The 14,093-nt window shown below is 69.4% G+C and carries 10 protein-coding genes; 4 read left to right on the top strand and 6 right to left on the bottom strand.

From position 1 onward, the window contains the following. Positions 1-29 precede the first annotated feature (29 nt). The 3 genes from ACFWBY_RS11595 to ACFWBY_RS11585 all read right to left on the bottom strand — a co-directional run bounded on the left by ACFWBY_RS11595 (position 30) and on the right by ACFWBY_RS11585 (position 4,329). Positions 30-1,472 (bottom strand): endo-1,4-beta-xylanase, encoded by a 1,443-nt coding sequence (locus ACFWBY_RS11595; protein ID WP_385332849.1) that lies wholly within the window; start codon positions 1,470-1,472, stop codon positions 30-32. 497 nt (positions 1,473-1,969) lie between these two features. Next, complete coding sequence (locus ACFWBY_RS11590; RefSeq protein ID WP_385332852.1) at positions 1,970-3,259, bottom strand: glycoside hydrolase family 6 protein; 1,290 nt, start codon at positions 3,257-3,259, stop codon at positions 1,970-1,972. Between the two features lie 98 nt (positions 3,260-3,357). Next, positions 3,358-4,329, bottom strand: a complete 972-nt coding sequence (locus tag ACFWBY_RS11585; protein WP_385332855.1) for a glycoside hydrolase family 6 protein — start codon at positions 4,327-4,329, stop codon at positions 3,358-3,360. 273 nt (positions 4,330-4,602) lie between these two features. Here ACFWBY_RS11585 and ACFWBY_RS11580 point away from each other — a divergent pair, with 273 nt between their 5' ends. After that, complete coding sequence (locus ACFWBY_RS11580; protein ID WP_385332858.1) at positions 4,603-5,634, top strand: LacI family DNA-binding transcriptional regulator; 1,032 nt, start codon at positions 4,603-4,605, stop codon at positions 5,632-5,634. Between the two features lie 214 nt (positions 5,635-5,848). Here the strand turns inward: ACFWBY_RS11580 and ACFWBY_RS11575 are convergent, their stop codons facing one another. From ACFWBY_RS11575 to ACFWBY_RS11565, 3 genes are all read right to left on the bottom strand, one after another. Beyond that, the gene (locus ACFWBY_RS11575) at positions 5,849-7,315 is read right to left on the bottom strand and encodes a family 43 glycosylhydrolase (RefSeq protein WP_385332861.1); all 1,467 of its coding nucleotides are present in this window, start codon (positions 7,313-7,315) and stop codon (positions 5,849-5,851) included. Beyond that, complete coding sequence (locus tag ACFWBY_RS11570) at positions 7,312-9,531, bottom strand: glycoside hydrolase family 3 N-terminal domain-containing protein (protein ID WP_385332864.1); 2,220 nt, start codon at positions 9,529-9,531, stop codon at positions 7,312-7,314. Before ACFWBY_RS11570 ends, ACFWBY_RS11575 begins: the two co-directional genes overlap by 4 nt. Positions 9,532-9,728: 197 nt before the next feature. Continuing rightward, positions 9,729-10,742 (bottom strand): LacI family DNA-binding transcriptional regulator, encoded by a 1,014-nt coding sequence (locus ACFWBY_RS11565; protein WP_385332867.1) that lies wholly within the window; start codon positions 10,740-10,742, stop codon positions 9,729-9,731. 233 nt (positions 10,743-10,975) lie between these two features. On the opposite strand from ACFWBY_RS11565, the gene ACFWBY_RS11560 reads away from it, so the two are divergent. The 3 genes from ACFWBY_RS11560 to ACFWBY_RS11550 are packed head-to-tail and all read left to right on the top strand — an operon-like array spanning position 10,976 to position 14,077. Then, positions 10,976-12,268: an extracellular solute-binding protein gene (locus ACFWBY_RS11560; RefSeq protein ID WP_385332870.1), complete on the top strand. Its 1,293-nt coding sequence runs from the start codon at positions 10,976-10,978 to the stop codon at positions 12,266-12,268. 4 nt (positions 12,269-12,272) lie between these two features. Further along, complete coding sequence (locus tag ACFWBY_RS11555; protein WP_385332873.1) at positions 12,273-13,250, top strand: carbohydrate ABC transporter permease; 978 nt, start codon at positions 12,273-12,275, stop codon at positions 13,248-13,250. Then, the gene (locus ACFWBY_RS11550; protein ID WP_385332876.1) at positions 13,247-14,077 is read left to right on the top strand and encodes a carbohydrate ABC transporter permease; all 831 of its coding nucleotides are present in this window, start codon (positions 13,247-13,249) and stop codon (positions 14,075-14,077) included. Before ACFWBY_RS11555 ends, ACFWBY_RS11550 begins: the two co-directional genes overlap by 4 nt. Positions 14,078-14,093 lie beyond the last annotated feature (16 nt).

Raw genomic sequence — 14,093 nt, 5'->3', positions numbered from 1 at the left:
TCATCGGCTCACCCCTTCGCTGCGGCAGGTCACGTGCGGGTCCAGCGTTGGTTGCTGCCGTTCGAGCAGGAGTAGAGCTGGATCAGGGTGCCGTTCGCGGTGCCGTTGGCGGTGGCGTCAAGGCAGAGGCCGGACTGGACTCCGACGATGGACCCATCGGAGTTGAGGCGCCATTTCTGGTTGTCGCCACCCCAGCAGCTGTAGATCTGGACTTTGGTGCCGTTGCCGGAGCCGGCGGCGTCCAGGCACTTGTTGCCGTAGACCCTGAGCTCGCCCCCGGCGGTGTACGACCACTGCTGGTTGGTGCGGTTGTTGCAGTCCCACAGGTTGAGCTGGGTGCCGTCGGTGGTGCCGGCGCCGGGCACGTCCAAGCAGCGGCCCGACCCGACGCCCTTGATCTGCCCGGAACCGGGCGAAGGGGTCGGAGTGGGGGTGGGGGAGACGGCGTTGAGTGCGTTGAGCACGGAGGTGTAGGCGGGCTTCTTGCCGCCGTTGCCGTCGAACAGCAGCGGCGATTGCTCCGATCGCCAGGAGTCGGTGTCGCGCACACCCCAGACGGTGATGCCGAGGCAGCGCGGGACGGCCAGGCAGTCGTTGGCCACGTTGGCGTAGGTCGTGGCCGAGGCGCCCTGGATGTCGAGTTCCGTGACGGCCACATCGACGCCGAGGGCGGCGAAGCCCTGCAGGGTGGTGCGGAAGTTGCTGTTGTAGGGGCTGTCGTTGTTGAAGTGGGACTGGAAGCCGACGCAGTCGATCGGCACGCCGCGCTGCTTGAAGTCTCGGACCATGGCGTACATGGCCTGGGTCTTGGCCCAGGTCCAGTTCTCGACGTTGTAGTCGTTGTAGCAGAGCTTCGCGGACGGGTCGGCGGCGCGCGCGGTGCGGAAGGCGACCTCGATCCAGTCGTTGCCGGAGCGCTGCAGGTTGGAGTCGCGCCGGGCTCCCGAGCTGCCGTCGGCGAAGGCCTCGTTCACGACGTCCCACTGGACGATCTTGCCCTTGTAGTGGGCCATCACGCCGTTGATGTGGTTGGTCATCGCCTGGCGCAGCGTGCTGCCGCTGAGGCCCTGCATCCAGCCGGGCTGCTGGGAGTGCCATGCCAGGGTGTGGCCGCGTACCTGCTTGCCGTTCTGCACCGCCCAGTTGTAGACCCGGTCACCGGCGGTGAAGTTGAACTGGCCCTGCTGGGGTTCGGTGGCGTCGATCTTCATCTCGTTCTCGGGCGTCACCGAGTTGAACTCGCGGCCGGCGATCGTGGTGTACGCCGAGTCGTTGAGCCTGCCCGAGGCGATGGCGGTGCCGAAGTAACGGCCGCTCTGCGCCGCCGCGCCACCGAGCGTGCTCTCGGCGGCGTGTGAGGTCAGCGGAGCCACCAGTACGGCGACCGAACCGAGGACGCCGACGGCCAGGGTCGTACAAAGACCGACGATCTTCCGGCGGACGGTGGGTGGGGAAATGGCATTTGAGCCCATGAAAGAGCCTCCAGGACAGAATTCACGGAAGGATTGGAGCGCGGGAGAGTGAATCCGCGAGAATGGCGACCGCGTCCATCGACAAAGGACGCCCACTACCAGGGCGTAAGGATCCAAGGCCGGTACCCGGCACCCGGACGCAGACGGGCGACACCACCTCGGGCCTCAGTCTGGAAACCCCGCCGAAACATGTCAAGAGTTTCGAAAGGGTTTCGAAGATCTGTCCCCTCGAGTTGGCCAAGTAGCCGCTTTTTATTGAGCGATCCTCATCGAAAGTATTTCGATGAGGATCGCTCGAGCTGAGCTGTTGCCGAGCTCCGGCGCCATCGGGTGATCGCGCCAACAAGTGGGGGCTGTATCTGAACGGAGCCCCTGAGGAGAGATCCCGCCATAAACGAGTACGTCTTCAGTTCGCGCACGTCTGGGACGTCGATATCCGTCACCCCGGAGAAGACGGCCGCCGCGCGTACAACGGTTGGCGGGGTGCGGGGCCTCCGTCAGCGCAGGACCGTGCTGAACTCCAGTGCGGGGTTGGCGTTCCGGACGAGGGCCTTGGCCTGCTCCGGCCACCACACGCCCGCCGCGGGATCGACGATGCCGTACTCCGGGTCGATGGTGCCCCCCGGGATGCTGCGGTTGCACTGGCCGTCGGACTGGCCGACGGTCTTGATCCACAGGTAGGCGTCGACGAGCGGGACGCTGGTGTTCGCGGTGGGTCGGGCGCCGATGCCGCGACCGGGAGCGTTGCACCAGGTTTGCGGGTCACCGCTGTACTTGCCTGCGGGCGGGGTCCAGGCGCCCCGGCCGTTGCGGCTGGTGTCGACGACCAGGTGCGTGAGTTCTTGCGCGGGCGGGGTGCCGACGTTCTGCTGGAACCACAGGTCGGTCCAGTGCCAGGTGGACGGGTCGTCCACGTTCACGCTGTTTCCCGGCTGCCCGTCGTTCGGTGCTGAAGGGGAGTAGTACTGGCTCGCGCACCAGTCGGGGTGCCCCTTGGCCCAGTCCGGGCCCTTGGTGGCGAACCAGAGACACTGGGAGACCCAGGTGCCGTAGTGGGTGGACGGATCGGTGGCCAGATAGTTGGAGACGTTCAGCGAGAAGCCCTGGGTGCGGGTGACACCGGCCTGGAGGAGGCGCTGTGCGATGTCGCCGACGCTGCGCCAGTGGCTGTTGCCGGCGTCCAGGTAGACGACGCTGTTCGGCTGCCGCTCCAGGGTGTCGATCGCGTGGTTGAGGTCGGCGAAGCGTCCGGTGGTGATCGCGCCGGTGGGGTCGCTGCCGGGACCGCAGTCGGAGGGGAGGTTGGCCAGTCCGTCCGGTTCGAGGATGACGACGGCCTTGCTGCGTCCGAGCCCCCGGGCGAAGGCACTGATCCAGGCCTGGTACTCGGCGTCCGACTGCGCGCCGCCGGAGGAGTACTGGGAGCAGTCGCGCAGCGGGATGTTGTAGGCCACCAGGACGGGAACCGTCCGGGTTCGCTCGGCGCGGCGCACCAGGTCGCGTACGCGGGATTCGACCTGCTCCGGGGTGCCGTCGGCGAACCAGGCGGCCTCGGGCCAACTGGCCAGCTTCGCCATTGACTTGGCGCCCTCGAAGTCTCGGTGGACGAGGTCGTTGACGGCCTGGTGGGCCGCGTCGCTGCCGGGATCGACGTAGAAGCGGGTGTTCGTGGGAAGCGTGTGGGAGGCCGGCGCGGAGCTCGCCTCGGCAGAGGCAGGGGCGACGGCGCCGAGGAGCAGCGTGAGTGCGCTCGCTGCCAGGACTAATCGGTGCAGGGGGATACGCACGGGGTTCCTTCGGTAGGGGTGCTCGGGTCGCGGGCCCCGGCGTCGGACCGCCCGGGGGTCGGCCCGGCGCCGGGGCCCGGCCTTCGGCGAGGGAGGGCTCAGTAGCCGTAGATCATCTTGTAGGCGACCTCGGGCAGGAACTGCCCGGCCGAGGAGCCGGCCCCGACGCCGCAGTTGCCGTCGGACTCGCCGGGGATCTTGATCCACAGCAGCATCTCTGCACCGCCGCCGTGCCGGCTGGGAGTACCGATCCGGCGGCCGGCGGGGTTGCACCACTGGCCGTTGGAACCGTTGCCGTTGCGGCTGGTGTCGAGAACGAACGGCTTGGTGTAGCCGTAGGAGCTCAGGGCGGAGTTGACCGCGTTGCCGTAGGAGGTGTTCTGGTCGGCGGTGAAGTAGTTGGAGACGTTCAGCGCGAAGCCGCGTGCCCCGCTGACGCCGGCGGCGGCGAGCTGCTGCGCCATCGCCGAGGGGGCGACCCAGCCGGGGTTCCCGGCGTCGAGGTAGACCCAGGTATTGGGTGCCTTGGCCTTGAACTGGGCGATGGCGTTCTTCAGCATGGCGTTGCGTTCCTCGATCTGGCCGGCCGTCATGCAGCTCTCGTGACCGAGCGCGTCGGGTTCGAGGACGACGACGGCCGGGCGGCTGCCGATGCCGCCGGCGAAGGCGGCGATCCAGGTGTCGTACGCGGCGCGGCTCCCGGCGCCGCCGCCGGAGTGACCGGCGCAGATGTCCCGATGGGGGATGTTGTACGCGACCAGGATCGGCAGCTTGTCGTAGGAGTCCGCGCGGCCGACGTAGGCGCCGGTGGCCGCGCCGATGTCGCCGCTCCAGTTGCCGAACCAGCGGGCTGCGGGGGTGTTGGCGATGGAAGTGCGGATCGCCGCCGCCCGCCCGTCGCCGGGGTTCGCGTTGGTCCACCGCAGAGCGGAGTTGTCGGGGTCGGCGTAGAAGCCGCTGGTCATGGCGGTCGGGTCGGCGGCGTGCGCCGGGCCGGCGTTGATCACGGCGAGACCGGTGGTGAGCACACCGGCCAGCAGGGTGGATGCAGTTCGGACGGACTTGCGCATGGTTCTTCCTCCAGCGGATGGGGGGCGAGGAAGTGGAAGCGCTTCCAGTTTCGAGGTGAGTCGGACGGCGCTGATGGGATGATTGGGTCCGTCGCCAGGCTGTGTCAAGAGGTTGAACGCGGAAGTACCGCGGTAGCCGGTAGGGCGCGATGAGTTGGAAGCGCTACCAAATCCACACAAGGGCATCACTCGCGTGCAGGTCCGAAATCGGCTCGGTGCGTGGAATCATGGCCGCTATTCGCCGGCCGCGTGAGCCTGAGGAGCAGCTTTTCCATGGAGCCGTCACCCAAGCGCATGCCGACTCTCGACGAGGTGGCCGCACGAGCCGGCGTGTCGCGCACGGCGGCCTCCCGGGTGATCAACAACGCCCCGCACGTCAGCCGAGCCAAGCGGGAGGCGGTCCAACGGGCGGTGCGCGAGCTCGATTTCGTGCCCAATCCGTCCGCGCAGGCCCTGGCGACCCGCAGGGTCGGAGCGGTGGTGCTGGCGGTCTCCAGCGACGAGCCGGGGCTGTTCGCGGACCCGTTCTTCGCGGAGGTCGTCGTCGGCGTCAGCGCGGCGCTGGAGCAGACGGAACTGGAACTGATCCTGCTGCTGGCCAACACCCCGCGCGGCCGGGAGAGGTTCGAGCGGCTGCTGCGCTCCCGCCGGGCCGACGGGGTCATGCTGATGGCGCTGCGCGGCGACGATCCACTGGGACGCCTGGGTGAGGAGGTCGATCTCCCCGTCGTCTTCGGCGGACTCCCGCTCATCGGGGAGCCCACGTGGTACGTGGACGCCGACAACCGGGGCGGTGCCCGCCTGGCCGCCGAGCACTTCGCGCGCACGGGCCGCCGACGGCCCGTCATGATCACCGGCCAGGTGGACGCCAGGGCCGCAGTCGCGCGGGAGCAGGGGTTCACCGAGGGCCTTACGCTGTCCGGCCTGCCGCTGCTCGGGGTCGAGCCCGGGCAGTTCACCGAGGAAGGCGGCGCCGAGGCGATGGAGCGACTGCTCCGGGCACACCCCGATCCCGACGCGGTGTTCGCGGCTTCCGACGCGATGGCCATCGGCGCTCTGCGCACCTTGCGGGAACGGGGGCTCCGGGTGCCCGAGGACGTCGCGGTCATCGGCTTCAACGACCTGGCGAGCGCCCGGCACACCAGCCCGCCGCTGACCACGGTCCACCAGCCGGTGCGGGCGTTGGGGCAGGAGATGGCAAGGATGCTGGTCAGTGTCATCGAAGGACACCGCCCCAGCCCGCTGATCCTCCCGACCCGCCTGACCGTGCGGGAGTCCGCCCCCGATCTGCCCGCGCCGGCCTGATCAGCGGGCGCTTCCGGCGACACGATCCGAACAAGATTCGGAAGAGACGGCCTAAGGGCTGTCCCGTAATCCCCGGTGGATCAGCGCGCGGCGTCAGATGCGGTGCCCCGCAAGGCGGAGGAGCGTCCGCACACCGGGCGTATTCGGGCGTTCCGACAACGCGGCGAGGTGCCGTAGCTGTCGTCGTGCGCCCGCCGGGGTTACGGGACAACCCTTAGTGTCCAGGCGGCTCCCGCCTGCTCGGGTACGTGATGTCGAACCATGTGAAGTGGGCTTGGTTGGTGGACGGGCGGCCGTTGGAGGTGGCGTAGAGGCCGAGCTGGATGCTGGTGAACAGCGGGGTGAGGAAGGTGGCTTCGACGGTGGTCAGGTCCTGCCAGGAGCCGTCGGGCGCCGCGTGGGCGAAGGTGTGGCTGAAGCTGCGGATGCGGACCCCCAGGCGAACGGGGCCCGGGGGGACGGGAATGCCGGCCAGGACCTCGGGCCCGTGGCGGAGGCTGAGTCCTTCCGTGGTGCGGAGGAAGAGGAGATGGGTGTCGTCGTCGAGGACTACGGCGAGGCCCGCCTGTTCTTCCGGTGCGGCGGGGGTGAAGTGCAGTTCGGTGGAGACGTCGCAGTCGGGCTGTTCCTGGGGGCGGGCCAGGAGGGACGGGACGGTGCGTTCGCCGAGGCGGTCGGCGCGGAGCCGGAGGCGGAGCCCGTCGCCGGTGGTCCAGAACCGCGCGGGTGGGGTGCGCAGGGTGCTCCAGTCGGCGGAGAGGGTGGCGAAGTCGTCGTGGAGGGGGCGGCGAAGGTCGGTGTGGACGACGGGGGAGAAGACCGGCCAGCCGTCGTCCCAGGAGATCCGGCCGAGGAACGTCTCGCGGCCGAGGGCGGAGCCCGGGCGGACGCCCAGGAGGACGGCCCGCCAGTCGCCGTACGGGGTTTGGACGAGGTCGGCGTGCCCGGTGCAGGTGACCGGGCCCTGGGCGGGCGGTAGCACCGGGTTGCCGGGGGCGCCCTTGTAGGGGCCGGTCACGCGGTCGGCGCGGGCGGCCACCACGCTGTGGTCCACATCGGTTCCGCCCTCGGCGGTGAGCAGTAGATAGGTGCCGTCGATCTTGTAGAGGTGCGGGGCTTCGACCCATCGGGCGCCCGCGTGGCTTCCCGACCACAGGACGTGCTCGGGTCCCGTGAGCCGTCGTTGGCGGGGAAGGTATTCGCGCATCCAGATCTCGGTGCGGCCGGCGGCCTCGTCCAGCACGCGGGCGGCGGTGAACCATGCCCGGCCGTCGCCGTCGCCGTCGTCCGCGCCGTCGTCGAAGAACAGCGACGGGTCGAATCCTTCGCCGTCCAGCCAGTGCGGCTGCGACCACGGTCCCGCCGGGTCGGTCGCCGTGACGACGAAATGGCCGGGGCCGTCCATCAGCGTGCAGACGAGATGGAAGACCCCGTCGTGGTGCCGGATCGTCGGTGCGAACAGGCCCCGTGAGGGCTCGCACCCGTCGAGGTCGAGCTGGGACGCCCGGTCGAGCGCGGAGCCGATGCGCCGCCAGTTCACGAGATCGCGGCTGTGGAACACGGGAAGGCCCGGGAACCATTCGAAGCTGGACGTCACCAGGTAGTAGTCCGCTCCTACTCGGCAGACGGACGGGTCGGGCCGGAACCCGGGCAGCACGGGATCACCGAACGACGTGCTCATGGAACCGGGACGATCTCGACCGGCACGGACAGGACTCGGCCGGCCGCCGGGTGACGTACGGGGCCCTCCAGAGTGAAGGAGCCCTGGAGCGGAAGATCGCCGCTGGACCGTCCGACGGCCACGCCGATCTCCCCGGGCTCCACCCTTCTGCGCAGGTCGAGCCCGGTGAAGGAGGTCCGGTCGGCATGGACGGAGAAGGTGAGCCGGGCGGCCGCGCCCGGCTGCAGCTCGACCCTGGCGAATCCGGCGAGCCACCGCTGCGGCCGGACGACGGACGCCACGGGGTCGGAGAGGTACAGCTGGACCACCTCGGTCCCGGTCACCTCGCCGACGTTGCGTGCGGTGACGGAAACGGCGACGGTCCCGTCCGTCGCGGCGACGGGATCCACCGAGAGATCCGAGCAGGTGAAGCTGGTCCAGCTCAGCCCGTGTCCGAAGGGGAACAGCGGGGTCGGGTCCACCGAGCTCCAGTCGGTGTGCCCCCCGAGCCTGGCGTGCAGGTAGGTGCCGGGCTGGCCGCCGACCTGGCGGGGGATGGAGACGGGCAGCCGCCCCGACGGCTCCGCGGCCCCGCTGATGATCCGGGCCAGCGCCGTCCCGCCCTCCTCGCCGGGGAAGAAGACCTGCACCGCGGCCGATGCGCGCTCGGCCAGCGTGCCGAGCGCGTAGGGCCGTCCGGAGACGAGGACCAGGACGGTCGGCACCTCGGAGTCCAGAACGGCGGAGGCGAGTGCGGCCTGGTCGCCGGGCAGGTCGAGGGTCTCGGCGTCGCAGCCCTCTCCGGAGGTGCCCCGGCCGAACAGGCCCGCCCGGTCCCCGAGCACCACCACGTTCACGTCCGGACGGTCCTCGGTGACCGTGAAGCCGGCGGCCGTGAGCGCCTCGCCGAGCGTCGGGATCTCCAGCCCGAGGTCGCCGGGCAGCGCGACGTGGTTGGGGAAGGAATAGCAGCCGAGGAAGGACCGGGGGTCGTCGGCGTACGGCCCGCTGATCGCCACCCGGCACGGCTGCAGCGGCAGGATGCCGTCGTTGGCGAGCAGCACGGTGGACCGTTCGGCCAGGAGCCTGGCCAGTGCCCGGTTCTCCGGCGGGTCGAGGTCGACCGGCTCGGGCTTGACGGGTTCCCAGTCGGGGTTGAGCAGGCCGAGCTCGGCCTTCTGCCGCAGGACCCGTTCCGCGGCCCGGTCGACGAGCTCCTCGGCTACGCTTCCCGACCGCACCAGTTCGGTCAGCGGCTCGCCGTAGCAGCGGGCCGTGGGCAGCTCGACGTCGATTCCGGCGGTCAAGGCCAGCGCGCCGGCCGCCCCGCGCGATCCGGTGACGCCGTGCCGGGTCTCCAGGAAGGAGACGGCGTAGTAGTCGGCGACGACCACTCCGCTGAAACCGAGCTCACCCCTGAGCAGATCGGTCAGCAGCCGTTCGTCCGCGGCCACGGGGACGCCGTCCACGTCGGTGTAACTGTTCATCACCGACCGGGCGCCTCCCTCGCGCAGTGCCCGTACGAAAGGCTCGACCAGCACGTCGGCGAACTCGCGCGGCCCCGAGGCGACGGGGGCCATGTTCCGGCCCCCGCGCGAGGCCGAGTACCCGGCGAAGTGCTTGAGCGTCGCCACGATCCCGGCGCCTTCCAAGCCCTGCACGTAGGCGGTGCCGATGGCGCCGACGAGGTAGGGATCCTCGCTGATGCACTCCTCGGTCCTGCCCCACCGGTAGTCGCGGACCACGTCGAGCACGGGAGCCAGCCCTTGGTGGACGCCGACCCGCCGCATCCCCGCGCCGATGGCGGCGGCCATCCGGCGCACGAGCCCCGGATCGAAGGACGCGCCCCAGGCCGGCGGCGCGGGGAAGACCGTCGCCCCCAACGTCATGAACCCGGTCAGGCACTCCTCGTGAGCGACCGCCGGTATCCCGAACCGGCCGGATCCGGTCACCTGCTGCTGGAGCGAGGCGAGCCGCGCCATGCCGGCTTCCGCGGTGATCGGCGCGGTGCCGTACACCCGGGTGAGCTGGCCGAGCCCGTGGGCGACGATGTCGTCGAGGCCGGGCGCGGACTCGCCGGAATCGTCCTCCATCGGCGCGACCGGTGTTCCCGGATCCGAAGGCAGCGCCCAGAAGCCGGTGAGCTGACCCGCCTTCTCTTCCAGCGTCATCCGTTTCAATAGATCGGCAACTCGCACGGATACGGGCCGCAGGGGGTCACGCCAGGGCTCGGTCAAGGGGCTCTCCTAGTGCTGTGGCCGGGAAGGTGTGCCGGGTCGCGGTGTTCGGTGCGGTGCATCTCCCCCGGCTACGGCTGGGAGGTACCCCCGGGGCGGAGGACCGCCGCTTGTACTCGACGTACTCGGGCGGTCCGACAGCGCGGCGAGGTGCCGTGCTGGGCGCCGTGACACGGTGAACCTTGCCGGCCACAGCACTAGAGACGGGGAGGAGCGGTGGAGAGCCGGACCTTGAGCTCGGTGGAGAGCTCCATCCGGGGGCTGACCAGGGGCTGGCCGTCCAGGAGCTGGAAAAGGGTGCGGGCGGCGAGCCGACCCATCTCCTCCAGCGGCTGACGCACCGTCGTCAGCGGTGGTGACAGCCATTCGCACATCGGCAGGTCGTCGAAGCCGACCACGCTGAGGTCCTGCGGGATGCTCAGCCCGCCCTGCCGGGCGGCTTCGTAGACGCCCATCGCCTGCTGGTCGCTCCCGGCGAAGATGGCGGTCGGCGGCTCGGGGAGGGCGAGCAGTTCCTGGGCGCGCTGGAACCCGCCCTCGTGCTGGAAGTCGCCGAACCGGATCAGGTCGCGGTCGACCTCGATCCCCGCCCGCTCCAGCGCGGCCCGGTACCCGTCGATGCGGGCCTGGCTGCAGAGCATCTCCTTGCGCCCGCCGATCGTGGCGATCCGGCGGTGCCCCAGCTCCAGCAGGTGCTCAGTGGCGGCGAGGCCGCCCGCCCAGTTGGTCGCGCCGATGCTCGGCACACCGTTGCCCGGCAGGTCGATCGGGTCGATGACCACCAGCGCCACCCCGGCCCGTTCGACCTGGGCGCGCTGGGCCTGGGTGACCGAGGCGGTGACGAGGATGACGCCGTCGCTGTGGTGCAGGACCGGCAGTGCGGCCCAGCTCGACGGCGTGGCCTCGCCCGGCGGGACGAGCGACACGACGGTGCCGACGCTCCGCTGGGCGCACTCGGCCTCGACACCGCGCAGTATCTCCACCGCCCACGCGCTGTCCAGACCGCCGATGATCAAGTCGACCAGACCGGACCTGCGGGCCCTGGCCTGCCCGCCGGGGTGGAGGTAGTTGTGGGAGCGCAGCAGGCTCTCGATCCGTTCGCGTGTCGCGGGTGCGACATCGGAGCGGCCGTTGACCACCTTGGACACGGTGGCCTGTGAGACCCCTGCCTCCGCAGCGATGAGGGCCAGGGTCGGACGCTGCTCGCTCACACTTCTCTCCTCTGCGCGAACGCCTTGGATTGTCGACGGGTATCGCAAACTTTCGAAGAGTTTCCGGTCGTTGCGACCTGGTTGTCAAGTTCCAAGAAGGCTGCTCCTGAAGGAAATTCGGTGAGAAGGCTTGACCGGTGGGCGCCGCGTTCCTAGTTTGTGGCAGCACCGAGTTCGAGAATGTTACGAAACATTTTCGGAATCGAACCGGCATTCCCCACCCCGGAGGTCACATGGCCAGCACCCCCCCGAGCCGACGAAGCTTCCTGGCGCTCTCGGGCCTGACCGCTCTGTCCATCTCGCTGACCGCGGCCTGCGGCAGTGACGACTCGGGCGAGAAGCCGGCGGTCGACGGCAAGGTGACCTTCGCGTGGTGGAACATCGCCACGACGGAACCGGGAAAGTCCCTCTTTCCGCAGATCTCCTCGGCGTTCACGGCTGCCCGCCCGAACATCACGATCAAGACGACCTCGTTGGAGAACGAGGCGTTCAAGTCCAAGCTGACCGCCACCACCTCTTCGGGCAAGCTCCCCGACGTCTTCCAGACCTGGGGCGGCGGCGTGCTGCGGCAGCAGGTCGACGCGGGCCTGGTCGAGGACCTCACCGACGTGTTCGACTGGTCGTCCGACCTCACTCCGGTCTCGCTGCAGGCCTATCAGTTCGAGGGCCGGACCTACGGGGTGCCCTACGACGTCGGCATGGTCGGCTTCTGGTACAACAAGAAGCTCTTCGCCAAGGCCGGGATCACCGCTCCGCCGGCCACCTGGGCCGAGCTCCTCGAAGACGTCAATAAGCTCAAGGCGGCGGGCGTCACTCCGATCGCCCTCGCGGGCAAGGAGAAGTGGCCGGGCCACTACTACTGGGCCTACCTCGCGATGCGCGTCGCAGGCCTCCCCGCGCTGCAGCACGCCGCGACCACCAAGGACTTCACCGGCGCGGGCTTCGTCCAGGCCGGCACCCACCTCAAGGAGCTGGTCGACCTCCAGCCGTTCCAGACGGGCTTCCTCGGCGCCGGCTACGCCACCCCCGGCGGCCAGGCCGCGACCATGGGCAACGGCAAGGCCGCCATGGAGCTGATGGGGCAGTGGGGACCGTCGGTACAGAAGGACGCCGGTGCGGACCTCGGAGCGGACCTGGGCTTCTTCCCCTTCCCGACGGTCGACGGCGGCGTCGGCCAGGTCACCGAGGTGTTCGGCGGTGGCGGCGGCTTCGCGCTGCGCAAGGGCGCCCCGAAGGAGGCGTTGGAGTTCCTGAAGTTCTTCGTCCTGGAGAACGAGTCCAAGCTGCTGGCCTCCAACGGCTACCTGCCGGTGGTCAAGGGCGCGGAGAGCCGGCTCACCGACGCCAACAGGAAGGTGGTGGCCGACAGCCTGGTCAAGGCGACGGGCTTCCAGCTCTTCCTCGACCAGGCCTTCCCGCCGGCGGTCGGCCAGGAGGTCAACGACAGCGTCGCCGACCTCATCGCGGGCAAGAAGACGCCCGAGCAGGTCACCAAGTCGATCACCGAGGCTGCGAAGGGTGCCTAGCTCCGTGTCCACCCTGACAAAGGAGCGCACGCAGGGCGTCCTGCCGTTGCGCCCGCCCGCCCCGGCACGGTCGCTCCTGCACGGGTTGCGAAGCTGGGCGTCGGTCGCCTGGTTCCTCGTCCCGGCTCTGGTCCTCTTCCTCGTCTTCGTCCTCGCCCCGATCGCCGTCGCCGTCTACACCGGCTTCTTCGAGTGGGGCGGGGTCGGCCCCATGGACCACTTCGTCGGCTTCCAGAACTACGCCAAGCTGTTCGACGATCAGGTCTTCCTCGGCGATCTGGAGCGCGGGCTGTACCTGATCGTCCTGTCGATCACGGTGCAGTTGCCGTTCGCGCTGCTCACCGCGGTCCTGCTCAACCAGAGACTGCGCGGCCGGGCCGTCTACCGGATGTTGTTCTTCGCGCCGTACATCCTGTCCGAGGTGGTCACGGCGGTCCTCTTCACGATGATCTTCCTTCCCGGTGACGGCATGGCCGACCATCTCGTCGGCGCCCTCGGCCTGGAGGGGCTGCGGGGAAAGTGGCTCGCCGATCCCTCGACGGTCATCCCGACCCTGTTCGTGGTCATGACCTGGAAGTACTTCGGCTTCCACATGATGCTCTTCCTCGCCGGGCTGCAGAGCATCCCGGTCGAGATCCTCGAGGCCGCCTCGATCGACGGCGCCGGCGCCTGGCAGCGCTTCCGACACGTGACGCTGCCGCTGCTCGGCCCGACGATCCGGATCAGCGCCTTCCTCTCGATCATCGGGGCCATCCAGCTCTTCGACCTCGTCTGGGTCATGACCGCGGGCGGGCCCAACCACTCCTCCGAGACGATGGCGATCTCGATGTTCCAGTTCGGGTTCAAGCGCTACCAGGTCGGCTACGCCAGTGCGATCAGCGTGGTGTTGTTCATGATCAGCCTGGTCTTCTCCCTCTTCTACCAGCGTTACGTGCTCCGCCGTGACCTGAGCGGGGCCGTCACCTCGGGAGCTGGTCGATGAACGCCCGCAGGACGGCACGCGGCCTGTCGCTGCACGCCGTGGTCTGGCTGATCGGCGCGTTCGTCGTCGTGCCGCTGGTCTACGCGGTGGTCTCCGGGTTCAAGAGCACCGGCGAGCTGACGACCAACCCGTTCGGGCTGCCGGAGCACTGGAAAACGGGCAACTACACCGGCATTCTCGGCGACGGAATGTTCTGGCGGCAGATCGCCAACAGCGCGGGCATCGCGATCGGTACGACATGCTGCACGGTTGCGGTCTCCGCGATGGCGGCGTTCGTGCTGGCCCGCTACGCCTTCCGGGGCAGGGAGCTGTTCTACACGCTGTTCACGATCGGCTTGATGTTCCCGTTCGCGGTGGCCGTACTGCCGTTGTTCCTGCTGCTGCGCAACTTCGACCTGCTCGACAACCCGCTCGGAGTGGTCCTCCCGCAGGCGGCCTTCGGGCTCCCCATGACGATCATCATTCTGCGCGGCTTCTTCCGGACCATCCCGGCAGAGGTCGAGGAGGCGGCCACCATGGACGGCTGCGGCAAGTTCCGCTTCTTCTGGAAGATCCTGTTGCCGATGGCGCGTCCGGCGCTCGGCACGGTTTCGGTGCTGGCGATCGTCGCGAGCTGGAACAACTTCTTCCTGCCGCTGCTGGTGTTCAACGACCCGAAATGGCAGACGATCCCGGTCGGCGTCCAGCAGTTCCAGGGCCAGTACTCGACCGACTACGCGCTCGTCCTCGCCTACATCGTGCTCGCCATGGTCCCCGCCCTCGCCTTCTACGCCGTCGCCGAGCGGCAGCTGATCGGCGGCCTCACCGCGGGCGCCACCAAGGGCTGACCCGTCCCGCGCGACC

This window comes from Streptomyces sp. NPDC060049 (assembly GCF_042736715.1).
In the GTDB taxonomy this organism is placed as follows: domain Bacteria; phylum Actinomycetota; class Actinomycetes; order Streptomycetales; family Streptomycetaceae; genus Streptomyces.
Note: the sequence above shows the minus strand (reverse complement) of the source record. Positions and strands in the feature narration are given on the sequence as shown.